Consider the following 21,603-nt stretch of genomic DNA (forward strand, 5'->3'; position numbering starts at 1 on the left):
GCACCCTTCACCGCGACCCTCGGCGTGTACGTATTCACGTCCGTCCCCACCACGGCCGTCCGCTTCGCCGCGGCTCCCACCGACACCTCGACCCGGTCGCCCGCCACGGCCCGCGTGACACGGGCCCAAGCAGTCCCGCACGTCTCGCTGTACCGCACCTCCACCAGCGTGGTCCCCACCGTCACGCTGGTCACCGTCTCGGCGAATCGACCGCTACAGCCCATGTCCTCGGGGTCCTTCCCCACGCACGAGGCCCCGGCGCACTTCACCCCGGGCGGCAGATCGGGCCGAGCGCTCGGGGAGGCCGCGGGCGTCTTCGGCGTACCGCCCACGTCCTTCTGCTCCCCGTCCCGGGTGAGCCAGACCGCGGCCGCGACGACGACCAGGACCCCCACGACACCGGCGAGCGACATCGTCAGCCGCCGCCTCCGCCGCGCGGAGCCCTGCCCCGGGGGCGGCCCGAACTCCCCCGGAGCGGCCCGCGCCCGGGACACCCGTATCGCTTCCATCGTCGTGTCGTGGCGCGTCTCCGACCGGCTCCACGCGCGCTCGGCCAGCTCCCACATCGTCGCCAGCTGCACGGGACTGGTCCCGGTCACCTCGGCCAGCGCGACGGCCGCCCCCTTGGGCGCGAGCAGCAGACCGTTCAGGTAGCGCTCCCAGGACGCCCTGCCGTATCCCGTGCGGTCGGCCACGTCCGCGACGCTCAACCCGCTCCGGTCGACGAGCAGTCGCAGCTGACTGACGAACTCCTTTACCTTCGGGTCGAGTTCATCCGGCAAAGCCTTCCGACGAGGCATTCTTTCCCCACTTCTCCGAACCACGGTCCAGTGTTCCACCGGCACGGAGGGGAGGAAGAGGGGGTGGCAACGACCGCCCCACGGGCCCGAGTTGAACGGTTCCTGTCACACAGCGCGCACACCGTGCCGGAATGGTCACTTCCGTGCCACAGCGGACCGCGGGCTGTTGAACAGCGCGTTCCCGTGCACAAGGGTTGACCCCGGGCGGAACACTCGCCCGATCGCGGCCCGTCCTTGACTCGGGGGAGAGGACGGGCCGCCGTCGTTCGCGAACCCGCCCCGAACCCGAACCCGAACCCGGGCACGAGGCACCAAGCACCAAGCACCAAGCACCAAGGGGAGAACGACAAGACCCGCCCTCCCCGAAGGAGAGGACGGGCCGTCGACACGCACGGACGAGCCGGCACGCACACGGGCGCGCCACCCGCGGTTCAGCGGACCGTGAAGTGCAGGGTGTCGTCGAGGAAAGGAATCTCCAGCAACGGACCGGGCTGGGCCATCAGCGCGAGCACCACGATGGCGAGGCCCAGGACGCTGTAGGTGAGCACGTCCGTGAAGCGGGAGCGGACCGCGAGCATGCCGACACTGGGCAGCATCCATCGCATCACGGCACCCGCCAGCAGCGCGGCGCCGATCAGGATCGTGCCGACACGGAACGCGTCGAGCGCGGTGAGCAGCAGACCGAGCGCGACGGCGGACAGCACGGCGAGGATGGGCCACTGACGCGCGGGCGCCGGGGCGTCCCCGGGCGCGGCCCGGCCACCGCCCTCGGGCCGTGCCGTGTCCCGTGTGAACAGCGGGAAGCGCCGCGTGATGCGCCGCGGCTTCCCCCGGGCGTCGGGCGCGCTGATCGCGTCCCGGACGGTCACCCCGTCCGACCGATCCTCTTCGGCCCCGGCCCCGGAACCAGCCTCGGTCTCGGTCTCCTCCTCGGACTCGGTCCGCACAGCGGCCCCGGCACGCGCCACGGAACCACCCTCCGAACCCGAACCAGAACCAGAACCCAAACCAGAACCCGAACCAGAACTCGCCCTCGACCTCGCCCCCGCCCGAGCCCCCGACGCCGCGGAAGCGGAGGCTCCCGCGGACTCGGAGGCCGAGGCGCGCACCCCGGTGACGGCGTCGCGCAGAGCGCTCTCCGCCTCCCGCACGGCCGACTCGGCGCCGTGCGCCGCGCCGACCCCGGACTCGCCGGTACCGCCGTCAGCCGACACTGCGCTCCGCCGCTTCCACCACGTTGACGAGCAGCTGGGCACGGGTCATCGGGCCGACGCCCCCCGGGTTCGGGGAGATCCAGGCGGCGACCTCGGCGACATCGGGGTGAACGTCGCCGACGATCTTGCCCTCGGCGCTGCGCGAGACACCGACGTCGAGGACGGCGGCGCCCGGCTTCACGTCCTCGGCCCGGATGAGGTGCGCGGAACCGGCGGCGGCGATGATGATGTCGGCGCGCTTGAGGTGCGCGGAGAGGTCACGGGTACCGGTGTGGCACTGGGTGACCGTGGCGTTCTCGCTGCGCCGGGTGAGCAGCAGCGGCATCGGACGCCCGATGGTCACACCGCGGCCGACGACCACGACCTCGGCCCCCTTGATCTCCACGCCGTAGCGGCGCAGGAGCGTGAGGACGCCGTTGGGGGTGCAGGGCAGCGGGGCGGGCTCGTTGAGGACGAGACGCCCGAGGTTCATCGGGTGCAGGCCGTCCGCGTCCTTGTCCGGGTCCATCAGTTCCAGGATGCGGTTCTCGTCGATGCCCTTGGGGAGCGGGAGCTGGACGATGTAGCCGGTGCAGGCGGGGTCCTCGTTCAGCTCGCGGACCACCGCCTCGATCTCTTCCTGTGTGGCGGTCGCGGGCAGTTCGCGCTGGATGGAGGCGATGCCGACCTGGGCGCAGTCGCGGTGCTTGCCCGCGACGTACTTCTGGCTTCCGGGGTCGTCCCCGACGAGGACCGTCCCGAGGCCGGGCGTGACGCCCTTCTCCTTCAGGGCCGCCACGCGGACGGTCAGGTCGGACTTGATCGCGGCTGCGGTGGCCTTGCCATCGAGAATCTGGGCGGTCATGCCCCCCATCCTCCCGGATGACGCGGTCCAGGTTCCAATCCGGGGCCCCGGCGGCCCCGGAACGGCCTTTCAGCCACCCTCCGGAAGCCGCCGAACGCCCGATCCGCCCGTATCCGGCCATGATCACTCATGTTGCACTTGGGCAACACATACGGAATGGCGCTGGACAAGTAAGAGTGTGCTAAAGAACGATGAGCGCATACAGTGCCGCGGGCAGTACCGGGGGGACGGACCGCTCTGTAGAAATTCCTCCGAACCGTGCCGCGCGTAGTCCCCGCACAAGGCAACGGAGGAAACCCGCCATGAGTTTCGGCGACCCGAACAACCCCTACGGTCCCCCGCCGCAACAGCCTCCCGCCGCACCGCCGGCCGCTCCCGGCTACGGGTACCCGCAGGCCCCGCCCGGCGTGCCCCCGCAGGGCTACGGCTACCCGCAGCAGCCCGCGTACCCCGGCTACCCGGGCGGCAACATGATGCCGCAGACCATGCCGGGCCTGCTGATGACGGCCCGTGTCTTCCTCTTCATCATCTCCGCGGTACAGATCCTGGGAGCGCTCGCCTGGTTCTACGTCGCCGCCTTCGTCAGCGACGTCGGGGACGCGGCGGACCGCTACAGCACGTCGTCCGACGACCCGTTCAACACGTTCAGTGACGGTGCCGGCACCGCGTCCGGCCTCATCGTGCTGTTCGCCCTGATCGCGGCGGGCCTGGCGGCCCTGTCGATCACCCTGGGCGTGAAGTTCGGCAAGGGCGGCCAGGGCGTCCGCATCACCACCGTCATCTACGGTGCGCTGGGCGGGATCATCGGCCTGCTCATGCTCTTCGCCGGCCTGGACTCCGGCCTGGCCTCCGCGATCCTCTTCCCCCTGCTCTGGGTGGTGTTCGCGGCCATCATCACGGCGGCTCCGGTCGTGCCGAGCGGCACCGCCTGGTTCGCCCGCCCGCGCTACTGAACGAGCGGTTCGATCCGCGCCGAGGGCCGTGTCCCCACCCCGTTTCGGGGGGACACGGCCCTCACGTTTCCTGCCGGACCGGCTTCCCGCCGGATCAGTGGAAGAAGTGCCGCGTACCGGTGAAGTACATGGTGATGCCGGCCTTCTTCGCGGCCTCCACGACCAGCTCGTCGCGGACCGAACCGCCCGGCTGGACCACGGCCTTGACGCCCGCGTCGGCGAGGATCTCCAGGCCGTCGGGGAACGGGAAGAACGCGTCCGAGGCGGCGTAGGAGCCACGGGCGCGCTCGGCGCCGGCCCGCTCGACCGCGAGCTTCGCGGAGTCGACGCGGTTGACCTGGCCCATGCCGACGCCGACCGAGGCGCCGTCCTTGGCGAGCAGGATCGCGTTGGACTTCACCGCACGGCAGGCGCGCCAGGCGAAGGCCAGCTCGTCGAGCTCGCCCTCGCTCAGGGCGTCACCGGTCGCCAGCGTCCAGCTCGCCGGGTTGTCGCCGGCGGCCTGGAGGCGGTCGGTGACCTGGAGCAGGGCTCCGCCGTCGACGGGCTTGATCTCGACCGGGTCGGCCGGGGCCCGGTGGGCCCGCAGCACGCGGATGTTCTTCTTCTTGGTGAGGGCCTCGAGGGCGCCGTCCTCGTACTCGGGCGCGACGATGACCTCGGTGAAGATCTCCGCGACCTGCTCGGCCATCTCCTTGGTGACCGGGCGGTTGACCGCGATCACACCGCCGAACGCGGACAGCGGGTCACAGGCGTGCGCCTTGCGGTGCGCCTCGGCGACGTTCGAGGCGACCGCGATCCCGCACGGGTTGGCGTGCTTGATGATCGCGACGCAGGGGTCCTCGTGGTCGTACGCGGCACGGCGCGCGGCGTCCGTGTCCGTGTAGTTGTTGTACGACATCTCCTTGCCGTGCAGCTGCTCGGCCTCGGCGAGACCGCCCGTGCCGGAGGTGTAGAGGGCGGCGGGCTGGTGCGGGTTCTCGCCGTAGCGCAGGGTGTGCGCGCGCTCCCAGGTGGCGCCGAGGAAGTCGGGGAACTGCGAGTCGTCGACGGGTGCGTAGGAGGAGGCGAACCAGGAGGCGACGGCGACGTCGTACGCGGCCGTGTGCTGGAAGGCCTCGGCGGCGAGCCGCTTGCGGGTGCGCAGGTCGAAACCGCCGCCCTGGACGGCGGCGAGGACGTCGTCGTAGCGGCGGGGGCTGGTGACGACGGCGACGGAGGGGTGGTTCTTGGCGGCCGCGCGGACCATCGAGGGACCGCCGATGTCGATCTGCTCGACGCACTCGTCGGGGGTGGCGCCGGACGCGACCGTCTCCCGGAACGGGTAGAGGTTGACGACGACCAGGTCGAACGGCTCGACGCCGAGCTCGGCGAGCTGCTGCCGGTGGCTCTCGAGACGCAGGTCGGCGAGGATGCCGGCGTGGACCTTGGGGTGCAGGGTCTTGACGCGGCCGTCCAGGCACTCGGGGAAGCCGGTCAGCTCCTCCACCTTGGTGACGGGCACACCGGCCGCGGCGATCTTCGCGGCGGTGGACCCGGTGGAGACGAGCTCGACGCCGGCGGCGTGCAGCCCGCGGGCCAGCTCCTCGAGGCCGGTCTTGTCGTACACGCTGACGAGCGCGCGCCGGATGACCCGCTTGGTGCCCTCGGTGCTCTCGGCCGTGACTGTGCTGTCGGCGGTCACTGAATAACTACCTTTCGTCCCTCAATGCGATAGCCGTTGCGGGCGAGCCGCCCCACGACATCGACGAGCAGCCTTCGCTCGACTTCCTTGATGCGCTCGTGCAGAGCGCTCTCGTCGTCCTCGTCCCGGACCTCCACCACGCCCTGGGCGATGATCGGTCCGGTGTCGACGCCGTCGTCGACGAAGTGGACGGTGCAGCCGGTGACCCGGGCTCCGTACGCGAGCGCGTCACGGACGCCGTGGGCGCCGGGAAAACTGGGCAGCAGCGCGGGATGGGTGTTGACGAACCGTCCGCCGAACCGGGCGAGGAACTCCTTGCCCACGATCTTCATGAACCCGGCGGACACGACGAGGTCGGGCTCGTACGCGGCGGTCGCCTCGGCGAGCGCCCGGTCCCAGTCGTCCCGGCTGCCGTGGTCCTTGACCTTGCACACGAAGGTCGGGAGTCCGGCACGCTCGGCCCGCGCGAGCCCCTCGATGCCGTCCCGGTCGGCGCCGACGGCCACGATCTCGGCACCGTAGGCCGCCGGGCCCGCCTCCGCGACGGCGTCGAGCAGTGCCTGCAGATTCGTACCTGATCCGGAGACCAGCACGACGAGGCGCTTGGTCTTGGCCACGAGGGGGCCCTTTCTCGGGGGAGCGTTTGTACGGTCGTACGAATGCTTCGCGCCCCGGGATACGGGGAAGTCTACGAAGCGGCCGACCGTCAGCAACGATACCGGCACACCGGGCGGCCCCCACGGGACGGGGGCGAGGCCGGAAGGTAGCGTCTGGGGAGGATCCACCCGGGAACGCCCCCGGCGCGGGGAACGCCCTGTGCGCGCGGGACGTTGACCTGGGACGAGAACGAATGTCCGGGGCGTGACCCCGGCACCACCTGCGGCACGGGCCCCGGAGCCATCCGGAGCGCGTGCCCGGGGACACGAAGCTCGGGGCGCGAGTCCGGAGTGCGAGGCTCGGGGCGCCAGTCCGGGGCGGGTCGGCCCGAGGCGTCAGCCCGGGAGGACCGGCCCGGGACACGCGTCGTGAGCGCGAAACCGTGTGGACACGCCGCCTGCCAGAACCACCAAGGGGAAGACACTCACCTGATGCCGGACCGCAGTCTCCGACTCCCTCCGCTCCTGCTGCGCGAGCGGCGCTCTTCGTCCACCCCGCCGAGGCCGGGCGGGGACGGCTCCACCGGCGGTCCCGGCTCCGCGGGCGGGAACGACGGCGGCTCGGCGGGCGGGGACGGCGGCCCCTCGGGCGAGCACGGCCCCGACGCGCCCGGCACTCCCCCCTCCGGCCAGGACGACAACCCGTTCGCGCCGCCGCCGGAGGGAACACCCGACCGGCCCTGGCAGCCGCGCCGGCCCGGACAGGGCTCCGGCGAGGACGGCGGGGAGGGACAGCAGGGCCCCGGGTACTCCCCGTGGGGCAGCCAGTGGAGCGACCGGCAGCCCGGCCCCTCCAGCGGCGGCGGCTTCGGCGACCGGCCGGGCACGCCGCAGGGGCAGGGGCAGGGCGGACCCGAGGGCCCCGGCGGAACGCCCGGCGGGGGCATGCGCTGGGACCCCACGGACCCCGCCCAGCGCCGCGCCCGTTACGCACTGCTCTCCGGCATGTGGGCGTTCTTCTTCGTCCTCTTCGGCTGGCCGTACGTGGCCCTGCTGCTCGGCGCGCTCGCCCTGTACTGGGGCGGCAGCGCGCTCCGCTCCAGGGCGCGCACGCCGGACCCGGACGCCCCGGCGCCCGATCAGGGCGCCCGCCCGCAGATGACCGCCGCGGTGAGCGGCATCGTCACCGCGTCGCTGGCCATCGTGCTGGTCGCCGGGGTCTTCACCGCCCACCTCGTCTACAGCGACTACTACTCCTGCACGGACGACGCCCTGACGAACGCCGCGAAGCAGTCCTGCAACGAACTCCTCCCGAAGGACCTGCGCAAACTGCTGGGCAACCACAACTGACGCCCCGTCCCCGCCCGGGTGACCCCGGGCGGGCTCCCTGCCCATCACCCTGGGGTCCTGCCGGAACCCCGGGGAACCGACCGGGACCTGGGGGTCCTCGCCCGGACCCGCGGGCCGGTACCGGTCACGGGTCACGGGCAGGAGGCCCTTCCGGCGCAGACCCCGGGACTCCGCCGGAACCCGCCCGGGCAAGGGCGGGGGCCGGTGCGGGTCAGCGGGGCGAGCCGCTTCCCGGGGTGTCCGGGCCCGGGCCCGCCGCCCCGTCCTCCGTCCGCGGCCCCCGCCCGTCGGGGTCCCCGGGCACCTCCCCGCGCTCCGGACCGTTCCGGTGTTCCGGGTCGTCGGCATCCCCCTCCTCCCCCGGGTCTCCCCGGTCCTCCGGGTCCTCGGACCCGGGAACGCCCGCCTTCCTCAGGGCCTCCCGGCGGATCTCCATCGGCAGGTCCCCGTACCAGGCGCCCGCCGAGGTCTCCCCGGGCAGCAGGTCGTACGGCTCGAAGGGGTCGTAGGAGTCGTCGGGGTCGTAGGCCTCGTACGGGTCGAAGCTGTCGACGACCGACTCCAGCACCTCGGGACCGGTCCGGCCGGCACCGGGCCGCGCCCCCTGGAGCGGAACCGGCGTCGGCACCGGCGGCGAGGAGACGCCCCCGCGCCACGGCGTCCGGGCGCGCGTCCGCAGCCGCGGAGCCCACCCGGTTCCGCGCGCGCCCCGGCGGGCACCCGTGCCCCCGGCCGCCGCGTGCCCCCGGTCCCTCCACCCGGCCACGGCCACCGCGACGGGAATCCCGACGACCGCCGTCCACACCGCCGCCGCGGGCCCCACCTGCCACCACACCGGCCCGAAATGGACCAGGGCGTGGACCCCCAGCGGCCCCCCGGCCAGCCCGGCGAGCACGCCGAGCGCGACGCCGCACCATCCGGCGGCGACCGAGACGACGAGCACGGTCCGCCCGAGCGGCCAGGACTCCTCCCGGCCCGCGGTCGCCCGCGCGGTCCCCGCCTTCACCGCGAACCACGCCACCGTCACCCCCGCGGCCAGCGGCACCAGCCCGCTCAACCAGGCCGACGGCGCCCCGGACCCCGTCCGCGGCAGCGCCGCGAGCAGCGGAAACGCGGGAAACAGATCGGCCGGCGCGCGCGTCCCCGCGGTCAGCGGACCGACGACATGACCCGCGCTCAGGACGACACCGGGCCCGAGCCCGTACGCCGCCCCCCACACCGCCGCGTTCGGCACCAGCACCAGACACAGCAGCAGTACGGCGAGCCGGCCCGACCACGCCCCGGTGAGCTGGACGAACGAGGCCCGGGCCGTGTCCCCGTGCCACACGAGCGACGCCGCCACGAGCAGGGCCCCGCCCCCGACGAGGACCACGGCCCCGGCCGCGGCGGCCCGCGCGGCACCGCCGAGCACCCGGTCGTCGGCGGCGACGAGACGGCGTACGGCGGAGACCGGACCTCCTCCCGCGGGCGGGAGCGCCTTCACGGCCCGCCTCCCCCACGGCGGCCTCGGCCCCCACGGATGCCCGTACGCCGTCCAGACCCCCGCTCCCGCGGCGACCACCGCGAGGAGCGGAAGGCAGACCGCGGCCCAGGCCCAGGAGGGGCGCAGCGTCCCGCCCGAGGCGTACAGCGCGGCGGCCCAGCCGGCGAGGAGATAGCCGGCCACGACACCGGCCCACGCGGTACGCGGCGACGCCTCCGACGTGACATCGGCCGCCTCCCGCGCGGCCCGGTGCAGCAGCCACACCGGAAGCGCGAGCAGGAGGAGCGGTGTCACCCCCACCGGCATCGGCAGGCCGGACAGGGTGTCGGTGCGGATCAGCTCCACGCCGTGGGCGAGCAGCCAGAGCGCGGCGGCGACGTGCAGCGCTCCCTCCGGCCCCGTGTCCGGGTACGGCGAACTGATCCACAGCGCCATGACGAGGACGGCGAACGAGGCGAGCCCGAGCCCCGCGGCGAGGGCGCCGCCCAGGAGGCTCGTGGCCAGTCCGGGGGATCGGTCGCGCATCCGGGTGAGCAGGTGCGACAACGAGAGCCTGCGGTCGGTGATTTGGGTCACGGCCCTCATGCTCCCAACGACACGCGCTTTCCCGTCGTAACAGGCGAACCCCGGATGTGTCGCTCAATATGCAGTTATGCACTTCTTCGTACGAAGGGGCTTTCTGTGGAACCCGACCTGACACAGAGCCCCGCCGCCCCGTTGCCGGCGCCCAAGGAGCGCCGCCGTCTGCGTGAGGACCGGTCGCTGACCCAGACCGACGTGGCCACCCGGCTCGGCGTCAGCCGGGCGGCGGTGCGCTCGTGGGAGAGCGGCCGTTCGGCCCCGCGCGGCCGTGTGCGGGAGGCGTACACGAGGCTGCTCATGTCCGATCCGGTCAGCACCGGGACGGAGATGAGCACCCTTCAGGAGTACATCACCCCTGAGCTGGTGGGGGCGGGAACGGGAGCGGGAAAGAAACGTCCCTCTCCGGCCGGGGAACGACCCGGGCGGAACCGGACCGCGACGCGTCCCGCCGAGGAGCGGCTCGCCCGGGACGAGGACTCCGGGATCCCGGAGTCGCCACTGACACCCGCTCAGGCCTTCGACGCGCTCTACGCGTTCTGCGCCCCCGCCCTCGTACGGCAGGCCTATCTGCTGACCGGGCGGCGCGAACTGGCCCGCGAGTCCGTGGAACGGGCGTTCCAGCAGGCCTGGTACCGCTGGCCCGAGGTGGCCGTGGACCCCGACCCGGCCGGATGGGTGCGCGCGACGGCCTACGAGTACGCGCTCTCCCCCTGGCACCGGCTGCGCCCGCGCCACCGCCACCCGGAGGCGCCGCCCTCCGGAGCGGCCGACCGCGCCCTGCTCGACGCGCTCCTCGAACTTCCGCCCGTGTACCGGCGCACCCTGCTGCTGTACGACGGTGTGGGGCTCGGGCTGCCGGAGACCGCGGCGGAGACGGAGGCGAGCACGCCCGCGGCGGCCAACCGGGTGCTGCACGCGCGCGAGGCCCTCGTCGCGCGGCTGCCGGAACTCGCCTCGCCGGAGGACCTGCACCGGCGGCTCGCCGAACTCGCGAGCGTGGAACGGCTGCGCGCGGCGAAGCCCCGCACGGTCCGCTGGTACGGCGAACGCCGGGCCCAGCAGTGGACCCGGGCGGCGATCGCCTTCACGGCCCTGCTGATCGGTGTGACCGTCCTGACCATGGGCACGGCCCCGGACCACTACGAGGAGCCCCTCGCGCCGGCGGAGACCGTCCACGGTCTGCCGCCCCGGGCCGCTCCCGGGCCGCTCTCCGCGGCGGAGCTGAAGCTGCGCGCCCGGCTGAGGTCCCAGGAGATGAAGGGCCCGGAACGGCTGATCCCGGAGAGCCGCTGACGTCGGAGAGCCGTCGGCGTCCGGGCCCTGCGACCCGGAACGCCGGAGACACGGAACGCCGGAGACACGGAACGCCGGAGACACGGAACGCCGGAGACACGGAACGCCGGTGGGCCCGCACCCCCGAAAGGGTGCGGGCCCACCGGCGTTCGGTCGAGCGACAGCTCAGCCGGCGAGGATCTCGCGGGCCAGCTTGGCCGTCTCGGTCGGCGTCTTGCCGACCTTGACGCCCGCGGCCTCGAGGGCCTCCTTCTTCGCGGCGGCCGTGCCGGAGGAGCCGGAGACGATGGCGCCGGCGTGGCCCATGGTCTTGCCCTCGGGCGCGGTGAAGCCGGCGACGTAGCCGACGACCGGCTTCGTCACGTTGGCCTTGATGAAGTCGGCCGCGCGCTCCTCGGCGTCGCCGCCGATCTCACCGATCATGACGATCAGGTCGGTGTCGGGGTCGGCCTCGAACGCGGCGAGCGCGTCGATGTGCGTCGTGCCGATGACCGGGTCGCCACCGATGCCGACGGCGGACGAGAAGCCGATGTCACGGAGCTCGTACATCATCTGGTACGTCAGCGTGCCGGACTTCGAGACCAGGCCGATGCGGCCCGGCTTCGTGATGTCGCCCGGGATGATGCCGGCGTTGGACTGGCCCGGGGTGATGAGACCGGGGCAGTTCGGGCCGATGATGCGGGTCTTGTTGCCCTGCGCCACGGCGTACGCGTAGAACGCGGCCGAGTCGTGGACGGCGATGCCCTCGGTGATGACGACCGCGAGGGGGATCTCCGCGTCGATCGCCTCGACGACGGCGGCCTTGGCGAAGGCCGGCGGCACGAAGAGGACGGACACGTTGGCGCCGGTCTTCTCCATGGCCTCGGCGACCGTGCCGAAGACGGGGATCTCGGTGCCGTCGATGTCGACGGACGTGCCCGCCTTGCGCGGGTTCACGCCACCGACGATGTTCGTGCCGTCGGCCAGCATGAGCTTGGTGTGCTTCATGCCCGTGGCACCGGTCATGCCCTGGACGATGACCTTGCTGTCCTTGTTGAGGAAGATAGCCATGGCTGTTTAGTCCCTCGTCCCTTACTTCGCAGCCGCGAGCTCGGCGGCCTTGTCGGCCGCGCCGTCCATGGTGTCCACGCGCTGGACCAGCGGGTGGTTGGCGTCCGACAGGATCTGACGACCCAGCTCGGCGTTGTTGCCGTCCAGACGCACGACCAGCGGCTTGGTGACTTCCTCGCCCTTGTCGGCGAGCAGCTGCAGCGCCTGGACGATGCCGTTGGCGACCTCGTCACAGGCGGTGATGCCACCGAAGACGTTGACGAAGACGGACTTGACGTCCGGGTCGCCGAGGATGATCTCCAGGCCGTTCGCCATGACCGCGGCGGAGGCGCCGCCGCCGATGTCGAGGAAGTTGGCGGGCTTGACGCCACCGTGGTTCTCACCGGCGTACGCGACGACGTCGAGGGTGCTCATGACGAGACCCGCGCCGTTGCCGATGATGCCGACCTCGCCGTCGAGCTTGACGTAGTTGAGGTTCTTGGCCTTGGCGGCGGCCTCGAGGGGGTTGGCGGCCGCGTGGTCGACGAGCTCCTCGTGGCCGGGCTGACGGAACTCGGCGTTCTCGTCCAGCGACACCTTGCCGTCGAGGGCGATGACGTCGCCGGAGGCGACCTTCGCCAGCGGGTTGACCTCGACCAGGAGGGCGTCCTCCTTGATGAAGGTGTCCCACAGCGTCACCAGGATGCCGGCGATCTGGTCGGCGACCTCGGCCGGGAACTTCGCGGCCTCGACGATCTCGCGGGCCTTCTCCGGGGTGACACCCTCGTTGGCGTCGATCGGCGTCTTGGCGACGGCCTCGGGGCGGGTGGCCGCCACCTCCTCGATCTCCATGCCGCCCTCGACGGACGCGATGGAGAGGAAGGTGCGGTTGGTGCGGTCCAGGAGGAAGGAGACGTAGTACTCCTCCAGGATCTCCGGAGCGGTCTCGGCGATCATCACCTTGTGGACCGTGTGGCCCTTGATGTCCATGCCGAGGATGTCCGTCGCGCGGGCGACGGCCTCGTCCGGGGTGGCGGCGAGCTTGACGCCGCCGGCCTTGCCGCGGCCACCGACCTTCACCTGGGCCTTGACGACGGACTTGCCGCCAAGACGCTCGGTCGCCTCGCGGGCTGCCTCAGGCGTGTCGATGACTTCACCGGCCAGCACCGGTACACCGTGCTTGGCGAAGAGGTCCCTCGCCTGGTACTCGAACAGGTCCACGCGCGTCCGTCCCTATCAGTGATCTCGCGGTTCGTTGGATGCGTGGGCGTGCCGCGAAGGGCAACGTGACGTCCGCTTGTCACAAGGGTGGCGCACACGGTGTCCGAGCGCGCGGCATGTCCGTCTCGCAGGTTATCGCCGTGGGGCACGGGACCCTAAATCGCAGCTCACACGACAGCGGTGATACCTGTCACAGAACCGGCCCCGGACCGGCCCTCACCAGGCCGGGGAGCCCCCTGTGAGGCCCCCTGAGCAGCCGCTGAGGGCCCCGCGCGGCCCGCCGGGCCCCCGGGGCGGTCCGGCCGGCAGGGGCGCAGGAGCCCGCCCTGGCGGATCCATCGACTTTCGGCCGTCCGTGTTCTCGAATCGCCCCGAAACGGTCATCTTCGGTCAGGAAGGAAACTCTCACCTCGTGTCCGGGACCGGAAGCGGCCGCTTCTCGATCGCCGCCGCCATCACCTCGGGAAACAGGTCGGGGGTGCAGGCGAACGCCGGCGCGCCGAGCGCCGCGAGCGCCGCCGCGTGCTCACGGTCGTACGCGGGCGCCCCCTCGTCGGACAGCGCGAGCAGCGCCACGAACTGCACCCCCGACGCCTTCATCGCCGCGACCCGCTTCAGCATCTCGTCCCGGATCCCCCCTTCGTAGAGGTCGCTGATGAGGACGACGACCGTGTCGGCGGGTCTGGTGATCTGCGACTGGCAGTAGGCGAGCGCCCGGTTGATGTCCGTGCCGCCGCCGAGCTGGGTGCCGAAGAGGACGTCGACCGGGTCGTCGAGCTGGTCGGTGAGGTCGACGACGGCCGTGTCGAAGACGACGAGCCGGGTGGCGATGGACCGCATCGACGCCAGCACGGCACCGAACACGGAGGCGTAGACGACGGACGCCGCCATCGACCCCGACTGGTCGATGCAGAGGACGACCTCCTTCTTCACGGACTGCGAGGCACGCCCGTATCCGATCAGCCGCTCGGGCACGACCGTGCGGTACTCGGGCAGGTAGTGCTTCAGGTTGGCCGCGATCGTGCGGTTCCAGTCGATGTCGTGGTGGCGGGGCCTGCTGATCCGGGCGCTGCGGTCGAGGGCGCCGGTGAGCGTGGCCCGGGTGCGCGTGGCGAGCTTCTTCTCCAGGTCCTCCACGACCTTGCGCACCACGGCCCGCGCGGTCTCCTTCGTCGTCTCCGGCATGGCCTTGTTGAGGGAGAGGAGGGTGCCCACCAGGTGCACGTCGGCCTCCACCGCCTCCAGCATCTCGGGCTCCAGGAGCAGGGCGGAGAGCCCGAGCCGGTCGATGGCGTCCCGTTGCATCACCTGGACGACGGAGGAGGGGAAGTAGGTCCGGATGTCGCCGAGCCAGCGCGCGACCGACGGCGCCGACGCCCCGAGCCCCGCCGAACGGTCCCGTCCCGGCCGCCCTCCTCCGCTCCCCTTCCCGTAGAGGGCGCCCAGCGCCCCGTCCATGGCGGCGTCCCGGCCGGAGAGAACGCATCCGGTGCCGTCCGCCTCGTCGCCGCCGAGCACCAGCCGCCATCGCCGCAGCCGCTCGTCCCCGGCGCCCACCGCCGTCTCGGTCATGGAGCCACCCTCGCAAGATCGTTTCTGGTGTCGGTGCCGGCGGCGGCGCCCGTGCCGCCGCCGGGGTCGTCCTCCGTCCCGGCGGGATCGCCCAGCCCCAGGAGCAGGCTCAGCAACGGCAGGACGGCGTCGGCGCGCCCGGTGTCGAGGTCGGGGGCGAACCCGGGCATGCCCGAGCCGGAACCGGTGACCTCGGCGTGGGTGCGCGGCGCCGGGCCGCGCCGGACGAGTTCGCCCAGGGTCCTGCGCACCCCCGTCTCGTACGCCGAGAACGTCCGGCGCAGCAGCGGCAGCACATCGGTGAACGCCTCCGCCGGCACCCCGGTCAGCCACGCGTCCACCAGAGCGAGCAGCCGCTCGTCGTGCACGAGCAGCATGCCGCCGCCGGAGCCGCCCCCGACGAACCCCTCGATCCACGCGGCCGCGTCCGCGGGCTCCGTCCCCGGTGACAGCACGAGACCCATGAGCCGCGCGGCCTCCTCCTGCGCCAGCTCCCCCTCGTCCAGGAGCAGGCGGACCGCCCGGCCCCTGACCACACCCGGCACGGTGTCCCGCACGGCGAGCACCCCCAGCACCGAGTGCCAGCGGCCGCGGACACCACCGGACCCGGCGTCCCCCACGGTCGCCTCCCCCAGCAGCCCCACCGCCCCGTGCACGGCGTCGACGTGGCCGCGCATCTCCTCGGCGGCGTCGCCGTCGAGAGCCGCGCAGGCCGGGGGGAGGCCGACGAAGACGCGCTCGGCCAGGCCCGCCGCGACACCGGCGAGGGCACGGGTGTCCGTGCCGCGCACGTCGCCGTAGCGCAGGGAGCGGACCAGCGCGGGCAGTGCCTGCGCGAGGTGGCCCACGTCCGCGTCGAGGGCGGCGCGGTCGGCGAGCACCCGCATCACCACGGGCAGCGCGTCCGGCAGCCCGGCGAGCAGGCAGCGCTCGGCGAGGGCCGTGACCTCCGCGAGTGCGGGCGCGCCGACGGCGTCCGACTCGGCCTTGGCCGTCGCGGCGGCCAGGACCGTCGTGCCCCACACCCCGGCCTCGGCGACCCGCACCGACAGCTCCGGCTCCCAGCGGAGCCGCCAGGTCTCGCGGAAGGTTCCCGTGCTGCCGCGGGACGCCGCGGGCTCGCCCCACGCGATGCCCAGGAGCCGCAGCCGGTGCAGCAGCGTGCTGCGCGCCGCGTCGGTCTCCTTGCGCAGGTCGAGCTCGATCTCCCGCTCCAGCGCCTCGGGCTTGAGCCTGAGCCGCCGCTGCGACTGCGCGAGGTCCCGCTGCAACGGCACCGCCGGAGCGGATTCCGGCACCTCCCCGAGCACCTCCCCGACCACGAGCCGGTCGTGCACCAGCTCCAGCGGGACGTCCGAGCCCTCGCACATGACGGCCCGGACGGCGTCGGTGGTCTCGCCCAGTCCCGGCAGCGGCCGGCCGCGCATCGCGGCGAGCGTGCCGGCCAGTCGCACGGCCTCGATGACGTGGGCCGAGGACACGCCCCGGTCCTCGTCGCGCAGCAGCCGGGCCACCTTGGTCATCCACCGCTCGACCGGACGGTCCGGGGCGCTGAACAGGTGCCCGTACCAGCCCGGCGAGTCGACGCCCGCCCCGTACCCGCTGACCCGGGACAGCCTGCGGTGCGTCCAGGGCACCCACGTCAGCTGGACCTTGGCCCTGGGCAGTCCCTTGAGGAGTGCCCGGTCGGCGCCGACAGTGGCCCGCCGCCGCAGCGCGGGCACGTGCCAGGCCCCGCACACCACGGCCACGTCGTCCCCGAACTCCCGCTGCGCGGCCCGGATCTGGAGCCGCATGTACGCCTCGCGCACCAGGTCCCGGTCGTGCCCCCCGACCCCGTACGCCTCGCGCAGCGACCCCATGGCCTCCTCCAGCACGGCGAACGGCGCGAACGGGTCACGCGCCGCACCGGCCCGGTGCTCGACCACGTCCTCCCACCAGCGCTCCGGATCGTCGTGGCCGGCCGTCTCGGCGAGCACCGCGAGGGGGTCGATCCGTACGGCGGCCGCGTCCGGCCGTCCGGCACCACCGGGATCTCCTGCCGGTCCGGGGTCCTCGCCCGGTCCGGGGTCCGTCTCCTCCGTCCCCCGGGCCAGGGTGTGGGCCGCCGGAAGGTCGATGAACCGGGCCGTCACCCCGTGCTCCAGGGCCCACTGGATCGCCACCCACTCCGGTGAGAACTCGGCCAGCGGCCAGAAGGCCGAGTGACCGGGCTCGTCCGTGACATGGGCGAGCAGCGCCACGGGGGGCCGCATGTCCTTGTCCGCGGCCAGCGGGACGAGCGCGTCCGCCTCGGGCGGTCCCTCGATCAGCACGACCCGGGGAGCCGCCGCCTCCAGCGCCGCCCGCACGGCCCGCGCCGACCCGGGCCCGTGGTGCCGCACGCCGAGCAGCAGCGGCCCCGGACCCCGGACCCCCGCCCCGCCCTCCGGCGCGGGTGGTCCGGCGCTCATGCGCTCACCTCGCGGCAGGCGCGGTAGAAGTCCTTCCAGCCGTCCCGCTCGCGGACGACCGCTTCCAGGTACTCCTGCCAGATGACGCGGTCGGCCGCCGGATCGCGCACGACGGCGCCGAGGATGCCCGCGGCGACGTCGCTCGCCCGCAGGACGCCGTCGCCGAAGTGGGCGGCCAGGGCGAGGCCGTTGGTGACGACGGAGATCGCCTCGGCCGTGGACAGCGTGCCACTGGGCGACTTCAGCTTCGTCCGGCCGTCGGAGGTGATCCCGTCACGCAACTCCCGGAAGACGGTGACGACACGGCGGATCTCGTCGACGCCGTCGGGCACGGAGGGCAGGTCGAGGGAGCGGCCGATCTGGTCGACCCGGCGCGAGACGATGTCGACCTCGGCGTCGGCACTCTCCGGCAACGGCAGCACCACCGTGTTGAAACGGCGGCGCAGGGCGCTGGAGAGTTCGTTGACCCCGCGGTCGCGGTCGTTGGCCGTGGCGATCAGGTTGAACCCGCGCACGGCCTGCACCTCCTGGCCCAGTTCCGGTATCGGCAGGGTCTTCTCGGAGAGGATCGTGATCAGGCTGTCCTGCACGTCCGCGGGCACGCGCGTGAGTTCCTCGACGCGGGCCGTCATGCCCTCGGCCATGGCCCGCATGACCGGGCTCGGCACGAGCGCGTCCCGGCTGGGCCCGTGCGCGAGCAGCTGCGCGTAGTTCCAGCCGTACCGGATGGCCTCCTCCGGGGTGCCGGCCGTGCCCTGCACGAGCAGCGTCGAGTCGCCGCTGACCGCGGCCGCCAGGTGCTCGGACACCCAGGTCTTCGCGGTGCCGGGCACACCGAGCAGGAGCAGGGCCCGGTCGGTGGCGAGGGTGGTGACGGCGACCTCGACGATACGGCGCGGCCCCACGTACTTGGGGGTGATCACGGTGCCGTCCGGCAGGGTGCCGCCCAGCAGATAGGTGGCCACGGCCCAGGGCGACAGCAGCCAGCGTTCCGGACGGGGCCGGTCGTCCTGCGCGGCGAGCGCGGCGAGTTCGGCGGCGAAGGCGTGCTCGGCGTGCGGTCGCAGCGCCTCGCCCGGCCGGCTCTCTCCCCTCTCTCCCGCGGGTGTGTCAACGGACGTCGGTTCAACGGACACGGACATGCCTCGGTCCCCCTCCAGCTCGGCCGGTTCGGATCTGTCCCCACCGTGCACCACACCACTGACAATCCACTCTGACCTGCGAAAACATGCTCGCGAAGGTCGATTGTCAGTGGCGCGTCCTACCTTCGACCGCATGACACAGCAGGCGGTGCGCTGGACGGCGGATCAGGTGCTGGCACTGGCGCCTGACGCCGCGTCACGCAAGGCGGGGAGCAAGCTCGGCGCGGCCGGACCGTGGTCGGAGGCGGGCAGTACCGAGGAGGGGACGGTATGGGGTCTGTGCAGGGGAAGCGGCAGCAAGCCGTATCAGACGGTCGTCGACATCGCGGACTCGGCGGGTCCCGCCTACAAGTGCAGTTGCCCGAGCCGGAAGTTCCCGTGCAAGCACGCGCTGGGACTGCTGCTGCTCTGGGCGGGCACGGACGGAGCGGTGCCGTCCGGGCAGGCGCCGGACTGGGCCGCCCAGTGGCTGGAGGCGAGGCGCAGGCGCGCGGAGGGCAGGAGTGCGGCGGGCGGGGGATCTGGAGCCGCCTCTCCGGGTGACCCCGAGGCCGCGCGGCGCAGGGCCGAGCGGCGGGCCGAGCGGATCACCGCGGGGGCGGCCGAGCTGGAGCAGCGGCTCACGGACCTGCTGCGCGGCGGCCTCGCCTCCGCCGAGCGGGCGGGCTACGGACTCTGGGAGGAGACGGCGGCCCGGATGGTCGACGCGCAGGCGCCCGGTCTGGCGGCGCGCGTGCGGGAACTGGGGGCGATCCCGTCGTCGGGGCCGGGCTGGCCCGTGCGGCTGCTGGAGGAGTGCGCGCTGCTGCACCTTCTCGACCAGGGCTGGCTGCGGCGCGAGCGGCTGCCGGACGACCTGGCCGCGACGGTCCGTTCCCGCGTCGGGCTGCCCGGCTCCGCGGACGGCCCGCCGGTGCGTGACCACTGGCTGGTCCTCGCCCAGTACGACACGGCGGACGCCAGGCTCACGACCCGCAGGATCTGGCTGTACGGCGCCGAATCCGGGCGCACGGCCCTGCTCCTCTCCTACGGAGCGGCGGGCCGGGCCCCCGAACTGGCGCTTCCGGTGGGACTGGCCTTCGAGGCGGAGCTGTCCGCCTACCCGGGCGCCGGCCAACCGCGGGCGGCGCTGGGCGAGCGGTTCACTCCCGCGGCTCCGGCGGCGATACGTCCGAAGGGGCTGACCACGCACCAGGCCACCGCCCGTTACGGAGAGGCCCTGCTGGCCGACCCCTGGCTGGACTCCTGCCCGGTCACCCTGGAGCGGGTCGTCCCGACCCCGGACGGCGATTCATGGCAACTCGCGGACGCCGACGGCGAGTCGGCCCTTCCCCTCACCCCCTCGGCCCGGTCCCGCCCCGAGCTGTGGCGTCTGATCGCCCTGTCCGGCGGGGCCCCGGTCACGGTCTTCGGCGAGTGCGGCCACCGCGGCTTCACTCCCCTGACGGCATGGCCGCAGGGCGAGGGCGAGGCGGTGCCGCTGTGCTGACCTCCGCCGCCGCCCTCGTCGCCCCCGCCGCCCCGGGCGGCGGCCCGGCGGCCGGCCGCCGCTGACGCTCTCCGTACGGAAAGGACGCTCATGAACACGACCCCGGCTTCGGCGGGTGCTCCCGCCGGCGGTTCCTGGGAGGAACTCGTCACCGTGGCGCTGCTCGGTACGGAGCGGCGCACGCTCCAGGGACAGCGCCCCGGGCGCGGGGCTCCCGCGGCCCTGCTGGACGCGGCGGCCGTGGAGACCGTACGGCGGCGGGCCGGAGTGCGGCCGGCGCGGGCGGCTGCCCGCCCGGAGCCCGCGGCGCCGGATCCGCGGCCCGCGCTTCCGCCCGCCGCGGCCCGACGGCTGGCCACGCTGCTGGCGGACCGCCCCGGCACGGGCGGCGGAGGCCGCAGGGGCACGGCGCCCGACCTCATGGAGCTGCTGCCCCAGTGGCTGGCCCTGGCGAACACGCACGGATTCGCCGCGCCCCCGGGGACCCTTCCGGCGCTCCTCGACGCGGCCCGGGCCCGCACGGACCTGCGGCCCGCGGCACTCGCCTTCGCCGGGCCGCGGGCCCTGTGGCTGGCCCGGCTGAACCCGGAGTGGCGGTTCGCGCTGCGCTCCTCGTCGGGCGGAGCCCCCGCGCTGCCGGAGGAGCCCGGCCGGATACAACAGCTTTGGCAGGAAGGTCTGTTCGCGGAGCGGGTCGCGCTCCTGTCGGCGGTGCGGGCCAAGGACCCGTCCGCCGGGCGCGAGCTGCTCGTCGCGACCTGGGCGACGGAGCGGGCCGAGGACCGGCTGATGTTCCTCGACTCGCTGCGGTCCGGACTGTGCGCCGAGGACGAGGCGTTCCTCGAGCGGGCCCTGGCCGACCGCAGCCGCAACGTACGGGCGACGGCGGCCGAGCTGCTGTCCGCCCTGCCGGGGTCCGCGCTCGCCGCGAGGATGGCGGCCAGGGCGGTCTCGTGCGTGGCCGTCGACCACACCCGGGGGACACCGCTGGTCACGGTCGAGGCGCCGCACGAGTGCGACGCGGCGATGGAGCGGGACGGGGTGGTGCCCAAGCCCCCGGCCGGCCGGGGTGAACGGTCCTGGTGGCTGGGCCAGTTGGTCGAGGCGGCGCCGCTCGCGGCCTGGCGGGAGCGGTTCGGCGGGCGGTCGCCGGAGGAGGTGGTGGCCCTGCCCGTGGCGGACGGCTGGCAGGCGGAGCTGCACGCGGCGTGGTGCCGGGCGGCGGTGCGGCAGCGCGATCCCGGGTGGTCGAGGGCGCTCCTCGGGGTGCCCTCCGCTCCGGAGGCCGGGGGGCCGGGGGCGGTGTCCCTCGCCGAGCGGGCCAAGCTGCTCGCCACCCTGGGTGCCGGGGAGCGGGCCGAGTGGGTGGCCGGATTCATCGGTACGCACGGGCTGTCCGAGGCGTTCCAACTGCTCGGGGTGTGCGCGGTGCCCTGGGCGGGTGGCCTGGGGCGAGCGGTGGTCGACGCGCTCGACATCGCGCGGGACGCGGGGAGCTATCCGTGGAGCTTCAGCGGGGTGATGGGGCTGGCCGAGCGCTGCCTCGACCCCGCGGAGGCGGGGCGGCTCGAAGGCCTCACCTCGGTCCCCGACGAGTCGGAGCGCACGGCGCCCGGCACCGGCGACTACTGGGCCGAGGCCTTCCAGCGACTCGTGACGACCCTGCGGCTGAGGGCGACCATGTCCGCCGAGCTCACGGCGCCCTGACCGGTCCTCCGTCGCCGTGGCCCGGGCGGACGGCGTCCGGACCGGACCGGTTCCGCCCCGTCCTCCCCCTCACCCTGCCCCCGGCCCGCCGACGAACGCGAAGACCCCGGGCGGGCCCGGAGAGCTGGAGGACGCGGACAGGCCCGGAGAGCCGGGAAACCAGAAAAACCGGGCGGACCCGGGGAACCCAG

16 protein-coding genes are annotated in these 21,603 nt (G+C 73.7%); 5 read left to right on the forward strand and 11 right to left on the reverse strand.

Annotated elements, in window-relative coordinates; genetic code table 11:
• The 3 genes from CW362_RS30310 to CW362_RS30320 form a co-directional block, all read right to left on the reverse strand.
• On the reverse strand, positions 1 to 800 hold an 800-nt coding region (locus CW362_RS30310; protein WP_103552806.1), incomplete at its 3' end, for a helix-turn-helix domain-containing protein.
• Positions 801 to 1,231: 431 nt separating this feature from the next.
• Positions 1,232 to 1,669: a DUF3017 domain-containing protein gene (locus tag CW362_RS30315; RefSeq protein WP_103552831.1), complete on the reverse strand. Its 438-nt coding sequence runs from the start codon at positions 1,667 to 1,669 to the stop codon at positions 1,232 to 1,234.
• A gap of 334 nt (positions 1,670 to 2,003) precedes the next feature.
• Positions 2,004 to 2,858, reverse strand: coding sequence for a bifunctional methylenetetrahydrofolate dehydrogenase/methenyltetrahydrofolate cyclohydrolase (locus CW362_RS30320; protein WP_103552807.1), 855 nt, complete (start codon positions 2,856 to 2,858; stop codon positions 2,004 to 2,006).
• 302 nt (positions 2,859 to 3,160) lie between these two features.
• Here CW362_RS30320 and CW362_RS44130 point away from each other — a divergent pair, with 302 nt between their 5' ends.
• Positions 3,161 to 3,811: a hypothetical protein gene (locus tag CW362_RS44130; protein ID WP_103552808.1), complete on the forward strand. Its 651-nt coding sequence runs from the start codon at positions 3,161 to 3,163 to the stop codon at positions 3,809 to 3,811.
• A gap of 94 nt (positions 3,812 to 3,905) precedes the next feature.
• On the opposite strand, the gene purH is transcribed toward CW362_RS44130, so the two are convergent.
• Both purH and purN read right to left on the reverse strand, forming a co-directional pair.
• The gene (gene purH / locus CW362_RS30330) at positions 3,906 to 5,495 is read right to left on the reverse strand and encodes a bifunctional phosphoribosylaminoimidazolecarboxamide formyltransferase/IMP cyclohydrolase (RefSeq protein ID WP_103552809.1); all 1,590 of its coding nucleotides are present in this window, start codon (positions 5,493 to 5,495) and stop codon (positions 3,906 to 3,908) included.
• Positions 5,492 to 6,112, reverse strand: a complete 621-nt coding sequence (gene purN, locus CW362_RS30335; protein WP_103552810.1) for a phosphoribosylglycinamide formyltransferase — start codon at positions 6,110 to 6,112, stop codon at positions 5,492 to 5,494. The genes purH and purN overlap by 4 nt, the downstream gene beginning before the upstream one ends.
• Positions 6,113 to 6,583: 471 nt before the next feature.
• On the opposite strand from purN, the gene CW362_RS30340 reads away from it, so the two are divergent.
• Positions 6,584 to 7,441 carry a hypothetical protein gene (locus tag CW362_RS30340; RefSeq protein ID WP_103552811.1) on the forward strand — a complete coding sequence of 286 codons (858 nt, stop codon included), beginning with the start codon at positions 6,584 to 6,586 and terminating at the stop codon, positions 7,439 to 7,441.
• A 211-nt stretch (positions 7,442 to 7,652) separates the two neighbouring features.
• On the opposite strand, the gene CW362_RS30345 is transcribed toward CW362_RS30340, so the two are convergent.
• Positions 7,653 to 9,509, reverse strand: coding sequence for a cell division protein PerM (locus CW362_RS30345; protein WP_103552812.1), 1,857 nt, complete (start codon positions 9,507 to 9,509; stop codon positions 7,653 to 7,655).
• Positions 9,510 to 9,617: 108 nt separating this feature from the next.
• Here CW362_RS30345 and CW362_RS30350 point away from each other — a divergent pair, with 108 nt between their 5' ends.
• The gene (locus tag CW362_RS30350) at positions 9,618 to 10,799 is read left to right on the forward strand and encodes a helix-turn-helix domain-containing protein (protein ID WP_103552832.1); all 1,182 of its coding nucleotides are present in this window, start codon (positions 9,618 to 9,620) and stop codon (positions 10,797 to 10,799) included.
• 165 nt (positions 10,800 to 10,964) lie between these two features.
• On the opposite strand, the gene sucD is transcribed toward CW362_RS30350, so the two are convergent.
• The 5 genes from sucD to CW362_RS30375 all read right to left on the reverse strand — a co-directional run bounded on the left by sucD (position 10,965) and on the right by CW362_RS30375 (position 18,216).
• On the reverse strand, positions 10,965 to 11,849 hold the full coding sequence (gene sucD, locus CW362_RS30355) for a succinate--CoA ligase subunit alpha (RefSeq protein ID WP_103552813.1): 885 nt from the start codon (positions 11,847 to 11,849) through the stop codon (positions 10,965 to 10,967).
• Between the two features lie 21 nt (positions 11,850 to 11,870).
• Positions 11,871 to 13,049, reverse strand: coding sequence for an ADP-forming succinate--CoA ligase subunit beta (gene sucC / locus CW362_RS30360; protein ID WP_103552814.1), 1,179 nt, complete (start codon positions 13,047 to 13,049; stop codon positions 11,871 to 11,873).
• Between the two features lie 405 nt (positions 13,050 to 13,454).
• Positions 13,455 to 14,621 (reverse strand): VWA domain-containing protein, encoded by a 1,167-nt coding sequence (locus CW362_RS30365; protein ID WP_103552815.1) that lies wholly within the window; start codon positions 14,619 to 14,621, stop codon positions 13,455 to 13,457.
• Positions 14,618 to 17,074 (reverse strand): DUF5682 family protein, encoded by a 2,457-nt coding sequence (locus tag CW362_RS30370; RefSeq protein WP_240658114.1) that lies wholly within the window; start codon positions 17,072 to 17,074, stop codon positions 14,618 to 14,620. The genes CW362_RS30365 and CW362_RS30370 overlap by 4 nt, the downstream gene beginning before the upstream one ends.
• Positions 17,071 to 18,216, reverse strand: coding sequence for an ATP-binding protein (locus CW362_RS30375; protein WP_103552816.1), 1,146 nt, complete (start codon positions 18,214 to 18,216; stop codon positions 17,071 to 17,073). Before CW362_RS30375 ends, CW362_RS30370 begins: the two co-directional genes overlap by 4 nt.
• Before the next feature lie 133 nt (positions 18,217 to 18,349).
• Here CW362_RS30375 and CW362_RS30380 point away from each other — a divergent pair, with 133 nt between their 5' ends.
• Both CW362_RS30380 and CW362_RS30385 read left to right on the forward strand, forming a co-directional pair.
• Complete coding sequence (locus tag CW362_RS30380) at positions 18,350 to 19,705, forward strand: SWIM zinc finger family protein (RefSeq protein ID WP_103552817.1); 1,356 nt, start codon at positions 18,350 to 18,352, stop codon at positions 19,703 to 19,705.
• Positions 19,706 to 19,795: 90 nt separating this feature from the next.
• The gene (locus CW362_RS30385; protein WP_103552818.1) at positions 19,796 to 21,412 is read left to right on the forward strand and encodes a DUF5691 domain-containing protein; all 1,617 of its coding nucleotides are present in this window, start codon (positions 19,796 to 19,798) and stop codon (positions 21,410 to 21,412) included.
• The last annotated feature ends 191 nt before the right edge of the window (positions 21,413 to 21,603 follow it).

The sequence above is a fragment of the Streptomyces populi genome, assembly GCF_002911015.1.
GTDB classification, from domain to species: Bacteria; Actinomycetota; Actinomycetes; order Streptomycetales; family Streptomycetaceae; genus Streptomyces; species Streptomyces populi.